This is a genomic window from Rathayibacter sp. Leaf185, from assembly GCF_001423885.1.
Taxonomy (GTDB): domain Bacteria; phylum Actinomycetota; class Actinomycetes; order Actinomycetales; family Microbacteriaceae; genus Rathayibacter.
In genome coordinates this window covers 1,001,197-1,023,190 of the sequence record NZ_LMPP01000002.1, presented here as the reverse complement: position 1 = coordinate 1,023,190, position 21,994 = coordinate 1,001,197, and the positions used below count along the sequence as shown (strand labels likewise).

Below are 21,994 nucleotides of genomic sequence, written 5' to 3'. Positions count from 1 at the left end.
GGAGGTGGGACGGCCCATGGCGGGGCGACGACGGACGCCCGCCCCACCGGAGGTGGGACGGGCGTCGCGATCGTGCGGGAGGGATCAGCTCTCGACGGGCTCCTCGACGGCGACGACGAGCGCCTCCGCCTCCTCGGCCACGACGGGCGCGAGGGAGAGCTTGCCGCGGTCGTCGATCTTGGTGATCTGGACCAGGAGCTTCTGGCCGACACCGAGCACGTCCTCGACGTTCTCGACGCGCTTGCCACCGGCGAGCTTGCGGACCTCGCTGATGTGCAGCAGTCCGTCCTTGCCGGGAAGGAGCGAGACGAACGCACCGAACGTCGCGAGCTTGACGACGGTTCCGAGGAACTGCTCGCCGACCTCGGGGTTGGTCGGGTTCGCGATCGCGTTGACCTGGGCGCGAGCGGCCTCGGCCGACGGTCCGTCGACGGCGCCGATGTACACGGTGCCGTCCTCCTCGATGGAGATGTCGGCGCCGGTCTCGTCCTGGATCGCGTTGATCGTCTTGCCCTTGGGGCCGATCAGCTCGCCGATCTTGTCGACGGGGATCTGGACCGAGATCACGCGGGGCGCCGTCGGGGCCATCTCGTCGGGCTGGTCGATGGCAGCCGTGAGCACCGCGAGGATCGTGGTGCGGGCGTCCTTGGCCTGCTTGAGCGCGGCGTCGAGGACCGACGACGGGATGCCGTCGAGCTTCGTGTCGAGCTGGATGGCCGTGACGAACTCGGAGGTGCCGGCGACCTTGAAGTCCATGTCGCCGAGCGCGTCCTCGGCGCCGAGGATGTCGGTCAGCGCCGCGTAGCGGGTCTGGCCGTCGACCACGTCGGAGACGAGGCCCATCGCGATACCCGCGACCGGGGCGCGCAGCGGCACACCGGCGTTGAGCAGCGACAGGGTGGACGCGCAGACGGAGCCCATCGACGTCGAGCCGTTGGAGCTCAGCGCCTCGGAGACCTGACGGATCGCGTAGGGGAACTCCTCGCGGCTCGGCAGCACCGGCACGAGGGCGCGCTCGGCGAGGAAGCCGTGCCCGATCTCGCGACGCTTCGGCGACCCGACGCGACCGGTCTCACCGGTCGAGTACGGCGGGAAGTTGTAGTGGTGCAGGTAGCGCTTCTTCGTGACGGGCGACAGCGAGTCGATCTGCTGCTCCATCTTGAGCATGTTCAGCGTGGTGACGCCCAGGATCTGGGTCTCTCCGCGCTGGAAGATCGCCGAGCCGTGGACGCGCGGGATGACCTGCACCTCGGCGTCGAGCGGGCGGATGTCGGCCAGGCCGCGGCCGTCGATGCGCACGCCGTCGCGGAGGATGCGGCCGCGGACGACCACCTTCGTGACGGACTTGTACGCGCCGGAGACCTGCGAGTAGGACTCGGCGGAGAGCTGACCGGACGCGATGCGCTCGGCGATCTGCTCCTTGACCTTCGCCTTGAGGGCGTCGTCGGCGTCCTGACGCTCGACCTTGTCGGCGATCTGGTAGACGCGGACGAGCTCGTCGTAGCTGAGCTCGGCGACGTTGTCGTAGGTCTCCTGCGTGTAGGGCAGGAACACCGGGTAGTCGCGGACGGGCTTGGCCGTCGAGCTGGCCAGCTTCGCCTGCGCCTCGACGAGCGCGCGGAGGAAGGGCTTGGCGGCCTCGAGGCCCTGGGCGACGACGGCCTCGTTGGGCTTGGTGGCACCGGCCTTGATGAGGTTCCAGGAGTGCTCGGTGGCCTCGGCCTCGACCATCATGATGGCGACGTCCGAGGAGCCGTCCTCGTTGGTGACGACGCGGCCCGCGACGGTGAGGTCGAAGACGGCGTTCTCGAGCTGCGAGGCCTTGGGGAAGGCGACCCACTGGTCGTTGCCCGAGCCGTCGGACATGAGCGCGAGGCGCACACCCGCGACGGGACCCGAGAAGGGGAGACCCGAGATCTGGGTCGAGGCGCTCGCGGCGTTGATCGCGAGGGCGTCGTAGAACTCGTCGGGAGCGATGCTCAGGACGGTGATGACGATCTGGACCTCGTTGCGCAGACCCTCGACGAAGGAGGGGCGCAGCGGCCGGTCGATCAGACGGCAGACCAGGATCGCCTCGGTCGAGGGGCGGCCCTCGCGACGGAAGAACGAGCCGGGGATCTTGCCGGCGGCGTAGGAGCGCTCCTCGACGTCGACGGTCAGCGGGAAGAAGTCGAAGTTGTCCTTCGGGTTCTTCGACGCCGAGGTGGCCGAGAGGAGCATGGTGTCCTCGTCGAGGTACGCGGCGACCGCTCCCTGAGCCTGCTGCGCGAGGCGGCCGGTCTCGAAGCGGACGGTGCGGGTGCCGTACGAGCCGTTGTCGAGAACGGCTTCGGCGAATGTGATTTCAGGACCTTCCAAGAGGTCTGTCTCCTTAACGTCTGCAGCGGCGCCCCTTCTGGGCGCCGGCGTTCGTCGGAGCAGCGTTCCGGTCAGGAATCGAGACGATTCCACGGCAGGGCTTCGCGCCGTGCCGTCGTGTGGAGGGCGTTCGTGCTGGCCACCAGTAGAAAAGCTCCGGGCTGCCGCGACCGTGTGTCGCTGCGCCGATCGATCGACGCCGTCCGGGACTCCACCACCGAGGACCAGCTTCCTGCCAGCCTGCTCCGTGATTCGAATCCGGCTGCAGCCGGCGGCCGCTTTCGGATTCGGAACCGGTTCATGCTATCAGCACGGGTCCCGATCGGCGAGGATCCGCGGATCAGCCGCGGGTCTCGTGCATCAGCAGCTGCACGCGCAGGGCGCCCTTGACCTTCTTGATGCGGGCGGGGATGCGGGGCTGCTTGCCCGCCTCCGAGAGTCGCGCGAGCGCTGCGTCGACGACGTTCTCGAGGCCGCGCGGCACGTAGCCGACGAGGTCGGAGGGGCGCTGGTTCGCGAAGAGCCGGACGGGCATCGGAGCGTCGGTGCGCTCCTCCTCGGCCGATCGCCGCGGGATGAGCGCCGTGACCTCCTCCTCGCCGAACGAGAGGATGCGGGCGAGCTCCTCCTGGTGCGAGGCGGAGTCGGCGATGCCGAGCAGGGTCTCACCGCGGCGCGACTTGGGCAGCAGGTCGTAGTCGTAGTCCTCGAGCTTCCCCGACCCCCGGTCGTTCGAGGGGAGGGGGTTCTCGGCGTCGCCGCGTCCGAAGGAGAAGAGCTTCATGCCTCCATTGTGGAGCTCGGCGCCGGGCCGCCGCGACCCGGCGCGGGGTCACTCGGCCGAGCGCCGCATCCGCGCGATCGCCGCGAGCACCAGCACCAGCACGACCGCCACGAAGCCGAGCAGCACCGGCACCGAGGGCAGCAGAGCGAGCGCGGCGCCGATCAGGAGGACCGGCACGGCGAGCCCGAGGTACGCGGCGAGGAACATCGCCGCGAGCACCTCGCCGCGCGTCTCGTCCGAGGCGAGCGACCCCGCCACTCCGAGCGAGAGGCGGAAGAGCAGGCCGACCCCCGCGCCGGCGAGCACCCCGCCCACGATGAACGCGGCCGACGAGACCACGACGGCGCCGACCGCCACCAGCACCAGCCCGACGGTCAGTGCCACGGCGGCGATGCCGAGCGCGCGTCGCGGCGCCAGACGGGTCGATGCCAGCTGGGCGACGGCTCCCGCGGCGAAGACCCCGAAGGACACCGCGCCGGCCTCGAGGTGCGAGGTCTCGCCGAACCGGCCGGCGAGGAAGGCGGGGGCGAGCGAGGTGAAGAGGCCGAAGACCGCGAAGCCGGCGAACGCGCCGACCGCGGCCGACAGGAACGTGCCGCGGGACGCCTCCGGGACCGCGAGGCGCTGCGGGCGGTAGGCGGGCAGGATCTCTCGGCGCTCGACGGTCTCGGGGACGAGCGCCACCGCGACGCCGAGCACGGCGAGGAGCACCAGGAAGACCGCGTAGGGGACGACCAGCGGGCGGTCGACGGTCACCGCGAAGATCCCGCCGATGAGCGGGCCGAGGGCGAGGCCGCCCATGTTGACCAGGGTCGACACGGCGCGGGAGGTGCCGGGGCCCTCATCGGGTCGGGCGATGGCGCGCAGCTCGGAGAGGTGCGCGGTGGCCGTGGCGGTGAGGGCGCCGACGCCGAGGCCGGTCAGGAGGCGCGCGAGGAGGAGGCCGGGCACCTCGGGCCAGAGCAGGAACACGGCGCTCGCGAGCACCTCGACCAGGATCGACGCCAGGAGGATGCGGCGGCGTCCGAGCCAGTCGCTGACGTGACCGGCGAGGAAGAGGCTGGCGACGACTCCGACGGCGTACGCCGCGAAGACGACCGTCACCACGAAGGCCGGGAAGCCGTCGCGCTGCTGGTAGATCGCGTACAGCGGCGTCGGCACGGTCGAGAAGGCCATGACGGCGAGGAACGCGACCGCGATGACCCAGAAGCCGTGGCGGTGCGGGAGCTCGCGGCGGCGAGCGGGAGCGGTGAGCAGGACACTGTCTGAGGTGGGCACGGGATCAGGGTCCTCCCGCCGGTCATCCGAGTCCAACGGATCATCTCGGTGGGATTGATCGTCGGAGCTGGATAATCGCAGGATGGACGATCGTCAGCTCGCCGCCTTCGTCGCCGTCGCGGAGGAGCTCAACTTCACCCGCGCGGCCGCACGGCTCTTCGTCGTCCAGTCGACGCTGTCGGCGAGCATCCGCTCGCTCGAGCACGAGCTCGGAGCGCCGCTGTTCACCCGGTCCACGCGCCGGGTCGCGCTCACCTCGGTCGGAGAGGCCCTGCTCCCCGTGGCCCGCTCGACGATCGACGGCCTCGACCGCCTGCGCTCGCTGGCGGCGGAGGACGCGGCGGGGCTGCGCGGTCGCGTCAGGCTGGGCACCTTCTCGGCGCTCGACCTCGTCGATCTGCCCGGGGCGCTCGGCGTCTTCCACCGCCGGCATCCGCTCGTCGATCTCCTGCTCCGGACCTCGACCACCGGCTCCACCGGTCTCGCCGACGATCTCCGGCGCGGTCGCCTCGACGTGGCGCTCCTGGCCCTGCCTGCGTCCGAGCTGACCGACTTCGCGGTGACGACCGTCGTGCGCAGCGGCTACGTCCTGCTCGTCGAGAGTGCGGATCCGCTGGCGGCCACGACGCGGCCGACTCCCGAGGACCTCGACGGTCTGACCTTCGTCGACACTCCGGCCGGGTTCGGCAACCGGGTCACGGTCGACCGTGCGTTCCGCGCGGCGTCGGCGTCGCGGAGGGTCACCACCGAGGTCGCCGACCTGCCCGGCATCCCTCGGTTCGTCCAGGCCGGACTCGGTCCGGCGATCGTGCCGCTGGCCGGCATCGCTCCGCTCGAGGGAGTGACGGCGATCGACCTCGACTGGCCGGGGCTCGAGTGGGAGCTGTCGGTGTGCACCGGGTCGCACCCGTCCGGCGCGGTCCAGGCGCTCGTCGCACTGCTCGAGGAGCGGACGGCCGCCTGAACCCGTCAGCCCTCGAGCAGCGGCCCGCGCACGATCGAGTCACCGGAGTGCGCCGGGTCGCCGTCGAGCGGCTCCTCGGACACGTCGACGAGCGAGTACCGCGAGAGGTCGACGTCGGCGGGCACCGTGAAGCGGCCGTCGGTGCCGTCGAGCACGCCCAGGCCGACCAGGCCCGACGCGTCGCCGGCGATCAGCCAGACCTCGCGGTACGCCGCCGCTCCCTCGGTCGCGTCGAGGTGCACCACGAGCTGGCGCTCGCCGTCCGAGTCCTCGAGCTCGGCCGTGCCGCTCGCGCCCTGCCAGCCAGGGAAGGCCTGCAGGTCGGCGCGGGCGACGACGACGGCCGGGTCGGGACGGGCGGACTGCCACCACGCGCCTCCGATGACGCCTACCACCAGTGCCGCAGCGGCGGCGACCGCGATGCCGAGGACGCGACGGGGCCGGCGTCGCTCCGGTCGATGGCGCCCGGTCGGCAGGGGCGTGACGGGGGCGAGAGCCACCGGTTGCTCCTCGTGCAGTGCGGGCTCGCCCTCCAGCGCCAGTTCGTCGCGGATGCGGTCCCAGACCGCCGCGGGCGGGGCCTCGAGGACGTAGTCGCGGCTCTCGCGGCCGAGGCCGGCGGCGTGGCCGAGCTCGACGAGCTGCTGAGCGCACTCCGGACAGTCGCGGAGGTGCGCCTCGGCGTCGGAGGTCGCGTCTTCACCCAGGGCGAGCAGGGCGAGTTCGTCGGGGTCGAGATGGGTCATGTGCTGCTCACCTCCAGACGGGAGCGGAGTCGATCGAGACTGCGGCGGATGTGGCTCTTGACGGTGCCGAGCGGGAGCCCGGTGCGCTCGGCGATCTCGGTGTGGGTGAGGTCGTCGTAGAAGGCGAGGCTCATCACTCGGCGGGGCACCGGATCGAGGCGGGCGAGCTCGTCGGCCACCAGGACCTTGGCCTCCAGATCGACCGGTGTGTCGCCCTCGTCGCGGGGAGCGACGGCGACCAGCGCCTGGGTGAGCCGCCGCTGGCGCGTCCGGCTCTCGTGGGCGTCGGCGATGCGGTTCCGCGAGATGCCGACCAGCCAGGCCCCGAGCGCGGATCGACCGGGGTCGAAGTTCTCGCGACCCGTCCAGGCCGAGACGAACACGCGCTGGACCACGTCCTCCGCCTCCCCTCGGTCGCCGAGCGAGCGGAGGGCGAGCGTGAAGACCAGGGGCGACCACCGCGAGTAGGCCTCGGACAGCGCCCGCTCCTCCCCCGCGACGAAGCGCAGGCCGAGGCGGTGCACGACGGCACGCTCATCGTCGGCCCCGTCGTGGGGTCCGCTCGTCTCGGCGTCGGTCAGGGGGGTCCTCCTGGGGGGAATGCTGCGCGCCGCCCGGGAGGCGTGCGGCGCTGCGACGACTGCTCCGCTCATCGTACGGCGCGGCGTCTCGCGGGCGGGGTCATGGCGCGGGTTCAGCCGTCACCACGACGTTGCTGAGGTAGTGGCGGGTGTCGTAGTCGAAGTCGCCCCCGCAGGTGATCAGCACGAGGCGAGGGGGGCCGTCGCGGACGAAGACGGTCGAGAGATCGACGCTCGTCTTCTCCGTCGTCTCGACGGTCGAGACCACGAAGACCCGCTCCGATCCGTCCGGCGCGCTGAGGCGGATCGTCTGCCCTGGCTGCGCCTTCTTGAGCTCGGCGAAAGGACCGAGTCCGTAGGTGAGGGAGTCGACGTGCGCGGCGATCACGATCGTGCCGTCGGGCTCGTCGAGTCCGGCGCCGAAGCGGTACCAGCCGGCGACGTCCGTGTCCGGGACGAGCTCCATGGTCCCGTCCTCGGCGACTCCGACCGGCTCGAGCGGCATGTCGACCGGGAGGCCGTCCACGACGATCCGCTCAGGGGCCGTGACGGTCGGGGCCGGAGTCGCGCCGAGGCGCGCATCGCCGATCGGGATCGACGGGAGTGCCGCGGGGGCGCTCGTCGCGGAGGGGATCGCGGTCGGCGTCGGCTGCTGTGACGGAGTACTCGCGTCAGGGGCGGGCACGACCCCGGCCGCCTGTGCCGAGCATCCGCCGAGACCGGCGCCGACCACGATCACGCCGACCACGGCGAGGGTGCGGAGGCGGAGGGGGATCGACCTCATCGCGTTCTCCTCGCTCGTGATCAGCGGGCCGGATCGGCGGCGCTCCCGCGTCGCCGTCCGGCGGTCAGTGAGTAGGGGGCCGGGCCGCCGATCCCCGAGGACCGGCGACCCGGGACGGGTCAGCGACCCGCGGTGGCCTTGCGTCGTCCGAACAGGGTCGCACCGGCGAGGGCGAGGGCGGCGAGGGCCGCAGCGCCCCACCAGCCGGCGGCCGCGTCGGGGCGGTTGTCGGCCGCGAGTCCGGCCTCACCGGCGGGGACGCCGGTCGGGGTCGAGTGCAGTCCGCCGATGGTCTGCGTGGCGAGGGCGAGGTTGCCCTTCTCGAGGCTGCCCCAGGCGTAGACGATCGTGTTGACGCCCTCCTGGACCTGGACGTCGGCCGGGCCGATCACCGGAGCGGTGGTCCCGGTCGCCGCGACGACGGTCGAGATCGTCGCCGGCGCGAGGTTCAGGATGCCCTCGTTGGGGTTCGTCACGTTGGTCAGCACCGGGGTGCCGCCCGCGAGAATATCGACGGCCGGAGCCGCGGCGATGTGGCGGACGGTGAGTCGCCCCTCGCCCGCAGCGGTCGCCGAGATGTCGTTCGGGAACAGCGTCGCCGTCGGGGTGTTGTCGGGCTTGAGGTGCGCGGCGACGGTGTAGCTCTTGCCGGCCTCGAGCGCGAGGTCGACCGGGCCGATGACGGGGGCGCTCGCGTCGGCGGCGTCCGCGGCGGTGATCGCCACGGTGTAGGTGCCGGTCGGGAGATCCAGCGGGCCGGCCAGCGAACCGGGCGTGAAGTCGTCGAGCGTCAGTGCTCCGTTGACGTACACGTCGACCGGGGTGTCCGGGACCGCGTGGAGGACGTAGAGGTCGGCCGAGTCGGCGTCGGCGGCGTTCGCCGGTGCCGCGGCGAGGCCGACGACTGCGAGGGTGCCGACGCAGGCTCCGGTCAGGAGGCGGCGGGAGAAGTGGGAGGTGTTCACGATGTTCCTCTTTCACGATGGGACCCGCATGCGGGTCGGTGGGTTCTCGAGAAGGGCCTTCACGGACTACTTCCGGCCGAGCACCCCCGGCGGATGCACGGATCCGGAGAAATCTCGAAGTTTTTCGCGAGCACCCCTCCTCGGGGGCCAGGCGCAGGACTAGCCTCCGGGGAGAGGGAGTGCCGGATGGTGCGACGCGGCGACACGGCCGAGCCGGCGATCAGATCGGGATCGCGGCGGAGTCGACTGCGGCCTGATTCCGGTGCCCGGCGCCGCCTGCTCGGCTCGGCGGCCGCCTCCGTCATCACCGTCGCGGTGCTGGCGCTCGGTCTCGGCGTGCTGGCCCCCCTCGCAGGGCTGCCCGCCACCGTCGCCGACGCGCCCCGCCAGTGCGGCGACGCTCGCGAGCTCCTCGACGCGGGCTCCGTGCTCGACAGCGGGTCCGTCGCGGTGGCCGGGCACCTGATCGCCTGCGTCGACGAGGGCCACCGTCGGCTCACCATCCACAACCGCACGCCGATCGTCTGGGCGCTGAGCGACCCGTCGGTCCGCGGAGTCGTCAGCCAGACGGGAGGCGTCACCGGGCTGCTCAGCTCCCACGCCTCACGGGCGGGACTCGGGCTGATCCTGGCGCCGGGCGCCTCCGCGGCGATCTCCGCGGGACCCGGACGGCTCACGCCTCAGCCGGACGTGGACGGCACGCGCCTCTTCCTCGCGCTCTCGGCGGTCGTCGAGGCGCAGGATCTCGCCGAGTCGGACGGACCCCCGCGGGCACCCAGGAGCGTCGTGCGCACGGCCGCTCTCACGTGCGCGCTGGCACTGGTCGAACGGAGCGAGGGCTGGGCCGTGACCTCGTCGGCCGAGGCCGCGATGGACGACGGCGGGTGCGCCCGAGCGTGGCGAGGGGCGCAGGTGACGGCGCTCTCGGACGGCTGGCTGCTCCCCTCGCTCGCCGAGGCCCTCGCGCGGCCGGAGCGGCAGGAGGCGGATGCAGCGACTTCCCGGGCGGCGGCCGACTGGTTCGCGGCGTCGAGCGCCTTCTCGTGGGGAGGCGTCGACCGGCCGGAGCGCCTGACCTGACGCGGGTGGAAAGCGGAACGGGCCGTCCTCCCGGAGGAGAACGGCCCGAACGGCCAAGAAGTTCGCGGTGTCATCGAGACCACGCGCTGCTCGCCTGCAGAAGGAGCCAGCGGCCCCTTCCCGACAGGGAACTAGCGGCGCAGACCGAGACGCTCGATCAGCGAGCGGTAGCGGTTGATGTCCACATCCGACAGGTAGCCGAGGAGTCGACGACGCTGACCCACGAGCAGAAGCAGGCCACGACGCGAGTGGTGGTCGTGCTTGTGCTCCTTGAGGTGCTCAGTGAGGTCCTTGATCCGCTTGGTCAGGACAGCCACCTGCACCTCGGGGGATCCGGTGTCACCGGGGTGGGTCGCGTACTCTTCGATGATCGCCTTCTTGACGTCTCCTTCGAGTGCCATAGATGGATCCCCTTTCTCTCGTTGCGCGGTGCCCTGCGCCTGATGCGTGGGCTCTCTTGATCCGCGGCCGTTGAACGGCAACTTCACGACCTTACCAGAGCGGGCGCCGCGGCGGGGCCCGGTCAGGGAGCGGGTTCAGGAGGCGGTGGCCCGGTTCCACAGCTCGACGAGCCACGGCGAGACGAGCAGCTCCCAGTAGACGACGACCAGCACGTTGAGGACGACGCCGATCCAGCCGGCCACCGCGGGACGGCCTTCGCGGCGGCGCGCGCGGATCGACGAGACTCCGAGCAGGACACCCGCGAGCAGCAGGGCGTGGACGATCGCCGTGTAGAGGACGCCGACCAGCAGATCGGAGACGGCCTGGTCGCCCGGGAAGGCGCCGAGCGAGATCAGGGCATACCAGACGAAGAACGAGATCGGGACCGTGATGAGCGCGATCGCGATCGACGCGAGCGCCGGACCGTAGCGGCGCCAGCCGGCCGTGGCACGCGCGCCGGAGGCGACCGACGCCGCTCGGGAGGGGCGGCGGCCGGCGGTGCGCGTCGCCGGGGCGGCAGTGCGGGCCGCCCGGCGAGAGGGGGCGGCTCCGGCGGTTCGCGCGGGCGCGGCCCGACGTCCGGGCGCGCCGTCGGGTGACGAGCTCATGGACCTCACCCTAGAGGGTCCGCCTCCGAAGCCTCCGTTCCGCGCATCGCGGGGCGCGGAGCGAGCACAATGGAGCGAGTGAGCCAGACCCCGCCCCCGCCCCGGCGCAGCCACGTCATCGACATCTCCCCCCTCCGCGAGTCCCCGGCCTTCGCGCGCCTGTGGGCGGGCAACGTGATCTCGGGCATCGGCGGGCAGATGACGATCGTGGCCGTCGGGCTGCACATCTACGAGCTCACCGGATCCACGCTCGCGGTCGCGATGGTCGGCGTGGTCGCCCTCGTCCCCACCGTCCTCGCCGGGCTCTACGGCGGGATGCTCGCCGACGCCTTCGATCGCCGGCTCGTCCTGCTCGTGGCGGCGATCATCGCCTGGGGCTCGACCGCGGGGATCGCGGCGCTCGCATGGCTCGGCGCGGAGACGCCTCCGACGCTCTACCTCTTGACCGCCGTGAACGCCGTCGCGACCACCGTCATCGTCGCGACGCGGATGACCCTCGCGCCCCGGCTGCTGCGCACCGAGCTGGTGCCGGCGGCGGCAGCGCTCGGCGGCATAGCGAGCGGCGTCGAGGTGACGGTCGGGCCGGCTCTCGCGGGTGTGCTCGTCGCCTCCTCCGGCTTCGCGGTCACGTACACGATCGACGTCGTGCTGTTCCTCGCGGCGTTCCTCGGGATCGCCGGCCTGCCGACGCTCGTGCCGGAGGGCGAGCGGCAGCGACCGGGGCTCGAATCGCTGCGGTTCGGGATGCGGTTCCTCAAGGGAGCACCGAACATCCGGATGTCGTTCGTGGTCGACATCGTCGCGATGACCTTCGGACAGCCGCGGGTCGTGTTCCCCGCGGCGGCCGCGATCCTGCTCGGCGGAGGCGCGGTGACGGTGGGGGTGCTGACCGCGGCGTTCGCGATCGGCGCGCTGCTCAGCGGCGTGTTCTCGGGGAGGCTGACGGGCGTCCGCCGCCAGGGTCTCGCGATCGGCCGCTCGATCCAGGTGTACGGAGGCTTCATCGTCGCGTTCGGCGCCGTGCTGCTCGTCGCGGCGCTCGTCGAGCACGACGCCTCCGTGCCGAACCTCCCCCTCGTGATCGCCGCCTCCGTCGCCCTCGCGGGAGCCGGGGCGGCCGATAACGTGAGCTCGATCTTCCGTCAGACGATGCTGCAGACCGCGGTCCCCGACAACATGCGGGGCCGCCTGCAGGGCGTCTTCATCGTGGTCGTCACCGGCGGGCCACGGGTGGGCGACCTCTACACGGGGCTGCTCGCCTCACTCGCCCTGCTCTGGCTGCCGCCGCTCGCGGGCGGGCTCGCGATCATCGCGATCCTCGCCGTGGTCCTGCGCACCCGCGTGGCGTTCCGCGACTACGACGCACTGCACCCCGTGGCCTAGCAGCCTCGGGTCGGGGAGGAGTCAGCTGCAAGGCGGACGAAGGAGCGGTACCGGCGGTATCGCGACTGAGGACAACGCCGCAGATGGCTCCTCCCCGGGCCGAGTCACTCGCCGGAGTAGGCGCCGGCGCCGTTGCCGTCCGTCAGGTTCTCGTCCGAGACGGCTCCGCTGTCGTCGTCGCGTCCCGCGACGCGCACCGGACGGTAGACGTGGAAGCCCTCGTCGTCGGGCTCGAGCTCCCAGACGACCTCGACGTCCTCGCCGTCGATGTCGGCGAGGCGGGTCAGGGTGGGCTGCGGAGCGCCGTCGACGTATTCGAGGCGGATGCTCTCCTGCTCGGCGCCGCTGTCGAGGATGGCCGTGTACGTGGTGGATTCCATGCCTCGACGCTAGACACGCGAGCGGCGGGCCCGCCACCCCTTGCTCCGGGGAGCGGCGCGCGTAGCGTCGGGTGCATGACCGACACAGAGATCACCCCCGCCGGCTCCGACGACATCGCCCAGATCGCCGAGCTCGTGACGAGCGCCAGGATCGGGCTCCTCACCACCGTCAACGAGACCGGCCAGCTCGTCAGCCGCCCGCTCGCCGCACAGGACACCGACTTCGACGGCGATCTCTGGTTCTTCACCCAGGACCCGTCGCCCAAGGTCGACGACATCCGGGCCAACCCGAGCGTGAACGTGGCCTTCGAGTCGAAGAAGGGCTACCTCTCCGTCGCCGGCTCGGCGACGATCGTGCACGATGCGGCGAAGGTCGACGAGCTGTGGACGCCCTCGGTGTCAGCGTGGTTCCCGGAGGGCAAGGAGGACCCGACGATCGCGCTCATCCGCGTCGCCGCCGAGACCGTCGAGCTGTGGACGACCGACGACGCGCGCCCCGTCGTCCTCTTCAAGGTGATCGCAGCGGCCGTGACCGGCGGCCAGCCCGACATCGGCGAGAACCGCACGGTGTCGTTCGAGTAGCGGCCGGTACGAGCGCTCGGCTGTCCCTGCTCAGGGGCCGCCGAAGCGCTCGGTGCGGACGCGCTCGGGAGCGTGACCCTGCGCGACGAGCGCCGTCGCGACGGCCTCCACGAACGCTGTGGGGCCGCAGACGTAGATCGTGGGCTGCGCCGACGGCGGCAGGGTCGCCGCGGCCAGCAGCTCCGGAGTGACGCGGCCGGCCGGCCGTAAGGCCCCGGGCGGCGCGACGCGGGTGTAGACCATGTCGGTCACGACTCCGCCGTGCTCGGGAGACGCCTGCGCGAGGGCCCCCAGATCGGCCTGGTAGTAGGCGAAGACGGGCGAGCGCACCGAGTAGAGCAGGCGCATCGGAGCCGCGCTGCCGCTCCGGCCGTGCTCGCGTGCCATCGCCATCAGGGGAACCAGCCCGCTCCCGCCCGCGATCAGCTGGACCGGCTCGACCTGGTCGCTGCGCCAGACGAACCAGCCGCCGATCGGGCCCTTGACCTCGAGGCGGTCGCCCGCCTCGAGTCCGTCGACCAGGTAGGGCGAGACCTCGCCGTCGTCGAGGCGCTCGACGGCCAGCTCGACGAGCTCCCCGTTCGAGGGAGCGCCGATCGAGTACGAGCGGCTCGCCTGGTAGCCGTCGGGGGCGGTCAGCCGCACGTCCAGGTGCTGACCGGCCAGGTGACCGGGCCAGCCGGGCACCCGCAGGGTGAGGAGGCGCGACGTCGGGGTGAGCGGGGCGACCGACTCGGTCACCGCCTCCGTCCACATCACCAGTAGCGCTCCTCTTTCCACGGGTCCCCGTGCATGTTGTAGCCGTTCTGCTCCCAGAACCCGGGCTGGTCGCCCGGCATGAGGCGCAGGGTCCTGACCCACTTCGCACTCTTCCAGAAGTAGAGGTGGGGAACGAGCAGCCTGGCCGGTCCTCCGTGCTCGGGTGCCAGCGGCGCGCCCTCGAACTCCGTGACGACCCACGCCTTGCCGCCGCGGATCTCGGCGAGGGGGAGGTTGGTCGTGTAGCCGCCGAAGCTCTCGGCCATCACGAAGCCCGCGTCGCTCTCGATCCCGTCGAGGAGGGTGTCGACCGAGACGCCGCGCCAGCTCGTGCCGAGCTTCGACCACCGGGTGACGCAGTGGATATCGGTGTGGACGTCCTCGTGCGGGAGGGCGTCGAACTCGGCTCGCGTCCAGCGGCGCTGGCCGGCCGGGCCCGCGTCGATCGAGAAGGCCCACTCGTGGATGTTGGGCGTCGGGCCGATCGAGAGGACGGGGAAGCCGTTCTCGAGGTACTGGCCCGGAGGGATGTCGGGATTCTGTTCGCGCTTGCCGAAGAATCCCCGCGTGATGATGCCCATGCTCGCCCTCGTGCTCCCCGGGGTGCGCCCGGATCGATGGATACCGCTCGTCGAGCGTCAGGCTATCGCGCGGGGGCGATATCAGGAGGGCGATACCGCATCCGCCCGCGTCGATCGAGCCCGGGACGGTGTCGGAGGTCGGTGCGAGGATCGCAGCATGAGACGAACCGTCGTGCCGCCGTACCTCCTCGTCCGCATCGCCCGCCTCGACGATCCCGCGTTCGCGCGGGCCGCCAGGGCTGCGAGCCGCTCCCTCGAGCAGGACGAGCCCTTCCGCCGCGTCCGGCCGGGCGAGCCCGCCCCGGGGCCCGGCCGCGGCGCTCCCGGCCCGACGGCCACGGCTACCCCGTCGCCGCGGCAGCGGGTGGAGGCGCTCCAGCGCACCATCTCGGACGCCGAGACCGCCGAGGTCCTCCCCGGCACGGTCGTCCGGCGCGAGGGCGGGGCCGCGACCGGAGATCCCGCCGTCGACGAGGCCTACGACGGCCTCGGCGCCATGTTCGCGTTCCTGCAGCAGGCGTACGGCCGCGACTCCATCGACGACGCCTGGCTGCCGCTGGACGCGACCGTGCACTACGGCGACGAGTACGACAACGCCTTCTGGGACGGCTCCCGGATGGTGTTCGGCGACGGCGACGGCCAGGTGTTCCGCCGCTTCACCGTCTCGCCGAGCGTCATCGGGCACGAGCTCGCGCACGGCATCACCGAGTACACGGCCAACCTCGTCTACCGCGGCCAGTCGGGCGCGCTCAACGAGTCCATCTCGGACGTCTTCGGTGCACTGCTCGAGCAGTTCGGCGCCGGGCAGAGCGCCGAGGAGGCGACCTGGCTGATCGGCGAGGGCCTGTTCACCGACGAGGTCGAGGGGGCGGCGCTGCGCTCGATGATCGCGCCGGGCACCGCCTACGACGACGACGTGCTCGGCACCGACCCGCAGCCCGGCTCGATGGCCGACTACGTCGACACCGACGACGACAACGGCGGCGTGCACATCAACTCCGGCATCCCCAACCGGGCCTTCGCGGTCGCCGCGACCACCCTGGGCGGGAACGCCTGGGAGCGGGCAGGGCAGGTCTGGTACGACGTGCTCACCGGAGGCGTCCTCACCGCGACCGCCGACTTCCCGGCCTTCGCGGGTCTCACCGTGCGAGCGGCCGCCACGCGCTACGGAGCGGGCTCCGACGTCGAGCGGGCCGTCCGCACCGGCTGGACGACGGTCGGCGTCGAGTTCCCGGAGGCGTGACCCGCGCTGCCCCGGCGTTGCGCGGGAGCGGCGAGTAGCATCGCGCCCATGGACGTGATCGTGTCGCGCAGCGGCGGCTTCGCCGGGCTGCGCCGGGTGTGGCGGGTGGATGTCACCGAGCAGCCGGACGAGCGCTCCTGGCTCGAGCTGCTGCAGTCGCTCCCCTGGGCCGAGTCGGAGGCGCCGCGCACCGCCGCCACCGGCCGACCCGACCGCTTCGTCTACGAGATCCGCGTGCAGACGCACCACGTCCGCCTCGGAGAGACCGAGCTCGACGGCGCGTGGCGCGAACTCGTCGACCGCGTGAAGAAGGCGCAGCCCCGATAGCTCGGGACCGCGCCTTCTCGCCGTGGGCGTGCGACTACTTCGTGCCGAGCAGGTCGATCACGAAGATCAGGGTCTTGCCCGACAGCGGGTGTCCGCCGCCGGCGGGCCCGTACGCGAGGGCGGGCGGGCAGACCAGCTTGCGACGGCCGCCGACCTTCATGCCGGGGATGCCCTGCTGCCAGGCGCGGATCAGGTTGTTCAGGGGGAAGTTGATCGACTGGTTGCGGCTCCAGGAGGAGTCGAACTCCTCGCCGGTGTCGTACTCGACGCCGAGGTAGTGGACGTCGACGGTGGAGCCGGGCTGGGCCTCGGCGCCGTCACCGATGACGAGGTCCTCGACGACGAGGGTGTCGGGGGCCGGGCCGTCGGGCGCGTCGAGTTCGGGCTTGGTCAGGTTCTCGCTGCTCATGGTCGTCAATCCTAGGACGCGGCGTCGGGGAGTCCCCTGGACCGCCGTGCTCACTCCACCAGCGTGAGCCGCTGCGTCGGCCGGGTCATCGCGACGTACAGCGCCGCGGCTCCCCGCTCGCCCGTCGCCGCGATCAGGCGCGGCCGGGCGATGACGACGGAGTCGAACTCCAGCCCCTTCGCCTCGGTCGTCGAGAGGATCGCCACCGGGCGGTCGAGTCCGCGCGATCCGCGGCCGACCTCTCGACCGAGCTCCGCCTCCGCTCGCACGGCGATCGCGTCGAGGTCGGCGTCGGGAGCGATGATCGCGAGCGTTCCGTCGGTGCTGATCGCGCGGTCCTCGCGGACGGCGGCCAGCACGCGGTCGGCGAGCGGTGCCTCGCCGCGGTCGCGGACGGTGCGGACCGGCCACTCCGTCGACCGCACCGAGCGGCTCGGGGTGATCTCGAGCCCGTTCTCGCGGGCGGTGCGCTCAGCGAGCGCCACGATCTGAGCGGGGGTGCGGTAGTTGACGGTGAGCTCCTCGAGGCGCCACGCGGGTGCCTCCCCGGGTCGACCCTGGCGGCCGAAGGCGTCGCGCAGCGCGTCGTCCCAGCTCGATGCCGCGGAGGCGCCGGACGCCTGGGCGACGTCGCCGACGATCGTGAACGAGCGCATCGGACAGCGGCGGATCAGCACGCGCCACTGCATCGGCGAGAGCTCCTGCGCCTCGTCGACGACCACGTGGCCGTAGGCCCACGAGCGGTCGGCGGCGGCGCGCTCGGAGGTGGTGCCCATGCTGGTGCGCTCGGCGAAGCCCGCGGCGAGGTCCTTCGCGTTCACGAGGCCCTCGACGCCCATGTTGCGGATGGCGGCTTCGGCGTTCTCGACGTCGCGGCGGCGCTGCTCCTTCTCGGCCTTCTTCTGAGCGTCGGCGTGGTCGTCGTAGGCGCCGAGCAGCTCGGCGGCCTCGTCGAGCAGCGGGACGTCCGAGACGGTGAACGGAGCACTGCGGTCGCGTCGGAGCAGGGCGCGCTGGGCCGCGGTCCAGCGCGGCGTGAGGGAGGCGAACCAGTTCGGCCGCGCGTAGAGGTCCTGCAGCAGCTTCTCGGGGGTGAGCGGGATCCACGCGGTGTTGAGCGCGACGCGGACGTCGTCGGCGGTCCGGACGTCCTCGCGCAGCACCGCCTCGTCGGCCTCGTCGACCGTGTTGCCGTGGCTCCGCAGCTGGTCGGCGAGCTGACGGGTCAGCTGCGAGAGCATCGCCTTGACGAACGTGACGCGCGCCTCGTTGTGCGGCTTGCGCGAGTCGCGAGCCCGCGTGATCGCGCGCTCGACCTCGTGCGGCTCGAGGCGAAGCTTCTCGCCGTTCACCTCGAGGATCTGCGTCTCGGCGGGGATCACCTGCCGGGAGCGGACGGCGCGCTTGAGCAGCTCGGCCATGCGCGCCGAGCCCTTCACCCGGGCGACGGTCGGCTCGTCCTCCTCGACGAGGTCGAGGCCGGGGTAGAGCTGGCCGAGGGTCGAGAGCACGACACCGGTCTCGCCGAGGGAGGGCAGAACGGCCTCGATGTAGCGCAGGAACGAGCGCGACGGGCCGACGACGAGCACGCCCTGGGAGGCGATCCGCTCGCGGTAGGAGTAGAGCAGGTAGGCGGCGCGGTGCAGCGCCACGGCGGTCTTCCCGGTGCCGGGACCGCCCTGCACGACGAGCACGCCGCGGAGGTCGGAGCGGATGATGCGGTCCTGCTCGCTCTGGATCGTGGCGACGATGTCGTGCATCCGCCCGGTGCGCTCGGCGCCGAGGGCCGCCATCAGAGCGCCCTCGCCCTGCAGGGCCGTGCCCTCGCGCAGGAGCTCTTCATCGAACACCTCGTCCTCGAAGCGGAGGACCTCTCGGCCGCGGGTGGTCAGGTGCCGGCGGGCGCGGGTGCCCATCGGCTGCGCGGCGGTCGCCTGGTAGAAGGCGGCCGACTGCGGAGCGCGCCAGTCGAGCAGGAGCGCGTCCTGCTCCTCGTCGCGGAGGCCGATCCGGCCGATGTACCGGTGCTCGGTGTCGCTGTCGGCCAGGGTCAGGCGGCCGAAGGCGAGCCGGTCGTCGGCGCCCGTGAGCATCCGCAGGCGGTCCTCGTACAGCCGCGCGAACGCGTCGCGCTCGGAACGGCTCTGGTGATTGCCTCCGACGCTCTCGATGCGCACGGAGTCGAGCGCCGACCGGGCCTCGGCGATCAGCTCGTCGAGGCGGGCGTAGAGCCCGGCCACGTAGTCGCGCTCCCTCGTCAGCTCGGACTCGAGGACGGTGTCGGAGTCTGCCATCGTGCGCCTTCCCGTGCATCGCCGTCGCGGTCCGGAGGCGGAGTGCACTCCGGGGGGTCGCGAGAAAACAGGCGGTCCAGTCTAACGAGCGCTCGGGGCCCGGACTCCTCCTCGGCGGAGGCCGCGAGCGAACACCTCGCAGCTCTTGCGGATCGGATCGACCGGGAGCATCATCGAGACAAGAAGAGCTCGACGCCCCGTCAGAGCAGCCGGCTGCGCCGCTGCCGCAGGGCGTCGAGCTCTTTAACCCCATCGGCAGCGCGCGTCGGGAAGTGTTGCGGGCGTTCTCGCGTTGCACTGCGCATGTCGTCGACGAGCAGCATCACCGCCCCCTCCCGTGCCTCGATGGACCTGACCGAGTCGGCGCGCGCCGGCTGGGAGGCGTGGCTCCTCCGCCGCGCCGCCCGCGTCACGGGCCCCCGCGGCGACCTCGCCCTGGTCGAGACCCGCTGGCTCGAGCCGGGCGAGAGCGTCGACGACGAGACCGCGCTCGCCGGCTACGGCCCGACCGCCACCCTCACCCGCATGCGGCGCGCGAGCCTCGACACCGGCGCGGACGAGTACGGCTACCGCGTCTGGGACGCACGCTCGGAGGCGATCCGGGAGTTCGACGCGATCGAGACGTTCCCGTTCGACGCGGCCTGGGTGCTCGAGGCCTGGTTCGAGCCGGTCGACGAGGAGCGGACCATCCCGTTCGAGCACCTTCGCGACAACGGGGCGACCCGCGACCTCGTCGTGCCCGGCGACATCACCTTCGCGCTCGTCGACGACGGCCGGGCCCGCGAGTACACGGTCGCGGCGTTCGACGACGGTGGCACGCTGCTCGTCCCGTTCGGCGACCCGACCAACCGCAGCGACGACCCGGAGCTGGCGAGCTACCCGGTCGGGCGCTTCCTCGTCGTGCAGCGCCTCGGCGGTGCGGCCGACGCCGGAACCCCGGGGCCCGTGCTGCTCGACTTCAACCGGGCCTACATCCCGCCGTGCGGATTCTCGCCGCACTACAACTGCCCGCTGCCGCCCGCGCAGAACCGCCTCGCCGTCGCGGTGACCGCCGGTGAGCGCCGCGTGCGCCGCGCCGTCGCGGCCTGATGCCGCGGCCCGGGCGCCTCGGCCGTCGCGGCAGCTTCTGGGTCTCGACCCTGGTGCTGGCGCTCTGCCTCTGGTCGAGCGGCTCCCCCTCGGTGCTCTACCCGAGCTACGCGAGGGAGTGGGACCTCTCGCCTGTCGTCATCACGACGGTGTTCGGCGCCTACCCGCTCGTGCTACTGCTCGCGCTGCTCGTGGTCGGCGACCTGTCCGACGTGATCGGACGCCGGCGCACCATGCTGCTGGGCATCGCGCTCATCTCGGTGTCGGCCGTCGCGTTCTCGTTCGCCGACGGCATCGCGCTGCTCTACGTCGGCCGCGCGCTGCAGGGCCTGGGCACCGCGCTGGCGCTGGGTGCGGCGAGCGCCTCCCTCGTCGACAACAACGTGTCCGGGAACCCCCGGGTGCCCTCGTCGCTGACGACCGTCTCGACCGCCACGGGGCTCACGCTCTCGCTGCTGCTCTCGGGTGCACTCGCCCAGTACGCTCCCCTCCCCCTCCAGCTCAGCTTCTGGGTCCTCGCCGTCGTGGGCATCGCCACCCTCGCGCTGCTCGCGGTGACCCGCGACGACCGGCCGGCCGGGGCGCGCCGGTGGCGACCGCGCCTCCCCCACGTGCCCTCGGGGCTGCGGAGGGCGTACGCCTCGGCGACGCTCGCCGTCACCGTCGCGTACGCGGTGGGCGCTCTGGTGCTCTCGCTCGGCGCCCAGATGGTGCGCGAGCTGACGGGCACCACGGACCTGCTCGTCACCGGGTCGGTCCTGGCACTGTCGGCGATCGTCATCGGCAGCACCGCGCTCGCGATCCAGAGGGTCCCTGCGCACACGGCGATCGTGATCGGCGCCGTCGTGGCGATCGTCTCGCTCGGGCTGCTCGAGTGGACGGCCGCGAGCGGCTCCCTCCCCCTGTTCTTCGCGTTCGCCGTGGTCAGCGGCATCGGCTACTCGCTGAGCTTCTCGGGCGGTCTCGCGCTCGTCGGGCGAGCCGCGCCCGCCGAGCACCGCGGCTCGATGATCTCGGCGGTCTACCTCCTGAGCTACCTCGGTCAGGCCGTCACAGCGGTCGTCGCGGGAGCACTCGCGACGGCGCTCGGGCTCGAGGCCTCGATCGACCTGGTCGCCCCCGCGGTGGCGGTCGTGTGCGTCGCTGCAGGAGTCGTGGCGCTGGTCGATCTCCGCAGCCGTCGCTCCGCCCGACTCGTCAGCGCATGAGAGCGGCTCGGCGGGCCACGAGCTCGTCGAGCAGCACGCCCTCGTCGAGGGCCGCCGCCCGGCCGCCGCGCCCGGCGATCTGGTGCTGCCTGAGGTGCGCGAGGCGCGTGGCCGTGCGGATGAAGCCCGTCATCGCCCGGGGTCGGTCGCTGCCCGCGGTCCTCGCCCATCGAAGGGCGGTGCGGCGTCCCTCGGCCGTGCCGATCATCCGGACCTCGGCCGGGGAGAGCCAGCCCGCGGCCGCGTAGTCGCCGAGGCGCTCGAGGGTGACCGCGCGCTCGCGGCGGCGCAGCAGCACCACGACGACCACGGCGACGACGAAGAGCGGCACCTGGACGACTCCGTAGAAGCCGAACCAGTCGGAGACGAGGAACGAGGAGCCGTTCCAGAGCGCGTGGAGGAACGCGGCGAGCGCGAGGCCGAGGAGCGCGATCGGGACCGCCGCGGCTCCGCGCCGACTCGCCGCGAAGCCCAGCGCCGCCCCGGTGCACGCCGTGAACAGCACGTGCGCGAAGGGCGAGAGCACCCCGCGGAGGAAGAACGTCACCGCGAGCGAGCCGAGGCCGCCCTCGACCAGCGCGCTGCCGAAGTAGAGGATGTTCTCGACGAAAGCGAAGCCCGAGGCGACGACCGCCGCGTAGACGATGCCGTCGACCGGCCCGTCGAACGAGCGTCGCCAGATCAGCAGCACCAGGAGGACTCCGAGACCCTTCGCTGTCTCCTCGACGAGCGGCGCCTGGATCACGGCGCCGACGAAGTCGGACTCGCTGGGCTGCGATCCGGAGGCGTACACCGCGACCTGCACACCGAGGTCGACCAGCAGCGCGATCGCCACCGAGCCGCCGGCACCCCAGAGGAACGCGAACCAGAGGCCCAGCGGCGCCTCGGGCTCCCAGCGGTCCACCCAGCGGACCCCGGCGAGCACGAGCGTCAGCGGAATGAGCGCGATCACGGCGCAGACCGCGGCGGCGCTCACTCCGAGCCCGAGGACGACGTAGGCGAGGACCAGCAGCAGCAGGATGCCCAGCAGCGCGACCCCGATGGCACCGAGGACGGTCGGCACGACGGAGGGGCGGGCGGGCGGAGTCGGCGGCGGGTAGGCGCTCATGGGGTCCGAGAGTAGGGCACGGGTGCGCTGCGCTCCGGTGCT

General features: G+C 72.4%; 24 protein-coding genes. 8 read left to right on the top strand and 16 right to left on the bottom strand.

Annotated features, from left to right (window positions below; all coding sequences use genetic code 11):
- Positions 1 to 84 precede the first annotated feature (84 nt).
- From ASG06_RS12065 to ASG06_RS12055, 3 genes are all read right to left on the bottom strand, one after another.
- On the bottom strand, positions 85 to 2,358 hold the full coding sequence (locus ASG06_RS12065) for a polyribonucleotide nucleotidyltransferase (RefSeq protein WP_056042303.1): 2,274 nt from the start codon (positions 2,356 to 2,358) through the stop codon (positions 85 to 87).
- Positions 2,359 to 2,698: 340 nt separating this feature from the next.
- Positions 2,699 to 3,142 carry a hypothetical protein gene (locus ASG06_RS12060; protein WP_056042302.1) on the bottom strand — a complete coding sequence of 148 codons (444 nt, stop codon included), beginning with the start codon at positions 3,140 to 3,142 and terminating at the stop codon, positions 2,699 to 2,701.
- Positions 3,143 to 3,190: 48 nt separating this feature from the next.
- Positions 3,191 to 4,420 (bottom strand): MFS transporter, encoded by a 1,230-nt coding sequence (locus ASG06_RS12055; RefSeq protein ID WP_056042301.1) that lies wholly within the window; start codon positions 4,418 to 4,420, stop codon positions 3,191 to 3,193.
- Positions 4,421 to 4,502: 82 nt separating this feature from the next.
- On the opposite strand from ASG06_RS12055, the gene ASG06_RS12050 reads away from it, so the two are divergent.
- Positions 4,503 to 5,384, top strand: a complete 882-nt coding sequence (locus ASG06_RS12050) for a LysR family transcriptional regulator (RefSeq protein ID WP_056042300.1) — start codon at positions 4,503 to 4,505, stop codon at positions 5,382 to 5,384.
- Positions 5,385 to 5,389: 5 nt separating this feature from the next.
- Here ASG06_RS12050 and ASG06_RS12045 read toward each other — a convergent pair whose 3' ends face one another.
- From ASG06_RS12045 to ASG06_RS12030, 4 genes are all read right to left on the bottom strand, one after another.
- Positions 5,390 to 6,130, bottom strand: coding sequence for an anti-sigma factor (locus tag ASG06_RS12045; protein WP_056042298.1), 741 nt, complete (start codon positions 6,128 to 6,130; stop codon positions 5,390 to 5,392).
- Complete coding sequence (locus ASG06_RS12040) at positions 6,127 to 6,783, bottom strand: RNA polymerase sigma factor (protein WP_082499161.1); 657 nt, start codon at positions 6,781 to 6,783, stop codon at positions 6,127 to 6,129. Before ASG06_RS12040 ends, ASG06_RS12045 begins: the two co-directional genes overlap by 4 nt.
- Before the next feature lie 28 nt (positions 6,784 to 6,811).
- Positions 6,812 to 7,495 (bottom strand): class F sortase, encoded by a 684-nt coding sequence (locus tag ASG06_RS12035; RefSeq protein ID WP_056042296.1) that lies wholly within the window; start codon positions 7,493 to 7,495, stop codon positions 6,812 to 6,814.
- A 119-nt stretch (positions 7,496 to 7,614) separates the two neighbouring features.
- The gene (locus ASG06_RS12030) at positions 7,615 to 8,460 is read right to left on the bottom strand and encodes a DUF4397 domain-containing protein (RefSeq protein ID WP_231727693.1); all 846 of its coding nucleotides are present in this window, start codon (positions 8,458 to 8,460) and stop codon (positions 7,615 to 7,617) included.
- 186 nt (positions 8,461 to 8,646) lie between these two features.
- On the opposite strand from ASG06_RS12030, the gene ASG06_RS12025 reads away from it, so the two are divergent.
- Positions 8,647 to 9,540 (top strand): hypothetical protein, encoded by an 894-nt coding sequence (locus ASG06_RS12025; protein WP_056042294.1) that lies wholly within the window; start codon positions 8,647 to 8,649, stop codon positions 9,538 to 9,540.
- Between the two features lie 131 nt (positions 9,541 to 9,671).
- On the opposite strand, the gene rpsO is transcribed toward ASG06_RS12025, so the two are convergent.
- Positions 9,672 to 9,941, bottom strand: a complete 270-nt coding sequence (rpsO, locus tag ASG06_RS12020) for a 30S ribosomal protein S15 (RefSeq protein ID WP_056042292.1) — start codon at positions 9,939 to 9,941, stop codon at positions 9,672 to 9,674.
- 135 nt (positions 9,942 to 10,076) lie between these two features.
- Positions 10,077 to 10,589, bottom strand: coding sequence for a hypothetical protein (locus tag ASG06_RS12015; RefSeq protein WP_056042290.1), 513 nt, complete (start codon positions 10,587 to 10,589; stop codon positions 10,077 to 10,079).
- A 69-nt stretch (positions 10,590 to 10,658) separates the two neighbouring features.
- Between ASG06_RS12015 and ASG06_RS12010 the strand changes: the two genes are divergently transcribed.
- Positions 10,659 to 11,972, top strand: coding sequence for an MFS transporter (locus tag ASG06_RS12010; RefSeq protein ID WP_082499160.1), 1,314 nt, complete (start codon positions 10,659 to 10,661; stop codon positions 11,970 to 11,972).
- A gap of 104 nt (positions 11,973 to 12,076) precedes the next feature.
- On the opposite strand, the gene ASG06_RS12005 is transcribed toward ASG06_RS12010, so the two are convergent.
- Positions 12,077 to 12,352, bottom strand: coding sequence for a hypothetical protein (locus ASG06_RS12005; RefSeq protein WP_056042286.1), 276 nt, complete (start codon positions 12,350 to 12,352; stop codon positions 12,077 to 12,079).
- A 75-nt stretch (positions 12,353 to 12,427) separates the two neighbouring features.
- Here ASG06_RS12005 and ASG06_RS12000 point away from each other — a divergent pair, with 75 nt between their 5' ends.
- On the top strand, positions 12,428 to 12,934 hold the full coding sequence (locus ASG06_RS12000) for a pyridoxamine 5'-phosphate oxidase family protein (protein WP_056042284.1): 507 nt from the start codon (positions 12,428 to 12,430) through the stop codon (positions 12,932 to 12,934).
- A 30-nt stretch (positions 12,935 to 12,964) separates the two neighbouring features.
- Here ASG06_RS12000 and ASG06_RS11995 read toward each other — a convergent pair whose 3' ends face one another.
- Together ASG06_RS11995 and ASG06_RS11990 are read right to left on the bottom strand one after the other, a co-directional pair.
- Positions 12,965 to 13,690 (bottom strand): ferredoxin reductase, encoded by a 726-nt coding sequence (locus tag ASG06_RS11995; protein ID WP_056042282.1) that lies wholly within the window; start codon positions 13,688 to 13,690, stop codon positions 12,965 to 12,967.
- The gene (locus tag ASG06_RS11990; RefSeq protein ID WP_056042280.1) at positions 13,690 to 14,274 is read right to left on the bottom strand and encodes a molybdopterin-dependent oxidoreductase; all 585 of its coding nucleotides are present in this window, start codon (positions 14,272 to 14,274) and stop codon (positions 13,690 to 13,692) included. The genes ASG06_RS11995 and ASG06_RS11990 overlap by 1 nt, the downstream gene beginning before the upstream one ends.
- A 157-nt stretch (positions 14,275 to 14,431) precedes the next feature.
- Between ASG06_RS11990 and ASG06_RS11985 the strand changes: the two genes are divergently transcribed.
- Together ASG06_RS11985 and ASG06_RS11980 are read left to right on the top strand one after the other, a co-directional pair.
- The gene (locus tag ASG06_RS11985) at positions 14,432 to 15,517 is read left to right on the top strand and encodes a M4 family metallopeptidase (RefSeq protein ID WP_056042278.1); all 1,086 of its coding nucleotides are present in this window, start codon (positions 14,432 to 14,434) and stop codon (positions 15,515 to 15,517) included.
- Positions 15,518 to 15,565: 48 nt separating this feature from the next.
- A complete protein-coding gene (locus ASG06_RS11980) occupies positions 15,566 to 15,844 on the top strand; it encodes a protealysin inhibitor emfourin (protein WP_056042275.1) in 279 nt (92 codons plus the stop codon).
- A gap of 34 nt (positions 15,845 to 15,878) precedes the next feature.
- Here the strand turns inward: ASG06_RS11980 and ASG06_RS11975 are convergent, their stop codons facing one another.
- The 3 genes from ASG06_RS11975 to ASG06_RS20615 form a co-directional block, all read right to left on the bottom strand.
- Positions 15,879 to 16,253, bottom strand: coding sequence for an FKBP-type peptidyl-prolyl cis-trans isomerase (locus ASG06_RS11975; RefSeq protein WP_056042273.1), 375 nt, complete (start codon positions 16,251 to 16,253; stop codon positions 15,879 to 15,881).
- A gap of 50 nt (positions 16,254 to 16,303) precedes the next feature.
- Entirely contained in the window at positions 16,304 to 18,547 is a 2,244-nt protein-coding gene (locus tag ASG06_RS11970) for a HelD family protein (RefSeq protein WP_056042271.1), read from the bottom strand.
- Positions 18,548 to 18,747: 200 nt separating this feature from the next.
- Positions 18,748 to 18,870, bottom strand: coding sequence for a hypothetical protein (locus ASG06_RS20615; RefSeq protein WP_268788325.1), 123 nt, complete (start codon positions 18,868 to 18,870; stop codon positions 18,748 to 18,750).
- 22 nt (positions 18,871 to 18,892) lie between these two features.
- Here ASG06_RS20615 and ASG06_RS11965 point away from each other — a divergent pair, with 22 nt between their 5' ends.
- Together ASG06_RS11965 and ASG06_RS11960 are read left to right on the top strand one after the other, a co-directional pair.
- Positions 18,893 to 19,636, top strand: coding sequence for a DUF1684 domain-containing protein (locus ASG06_RS11965; protein ID WP_231727690.1), 744 nt, complete (start codon positions 18,893 to 18,895; stop codon positions 19,634 to 19,636).
- A complete protein-coding gene (locus ASG06_RS11960; protein ID WP_056042267.1) occupies positions 19,636 to 20,844 on the top strand; it encodes an MFS transporter in 1,209 nt (402 codons plus the stop codon). The genes ASG06_RS11965 and ASG06_RS11960 overlap by 1 nt, the downstream gene beginning before the upstream one ends.
- Here the strand turns inward: ASG06_RS11960 and ASG06_RS11955 are convergent.
- Complete coding sequence (locus tag ASG06_RS11955; protein WP_082499159.1) at positions 20,834 to 21,952, bottom strand: PrsW family intramembrane metalloprotease; 1,119 nt, start codon at positions 21,950 to 21,952, stop codon at positions 20,834 to 20,836. The genes ASG06_RS11960 and ASG06_RS11955 overlap by 11 nt on opposite strands.
- Positions 21,953 to 21,994 lie beyond the last annotated feature (42 nt).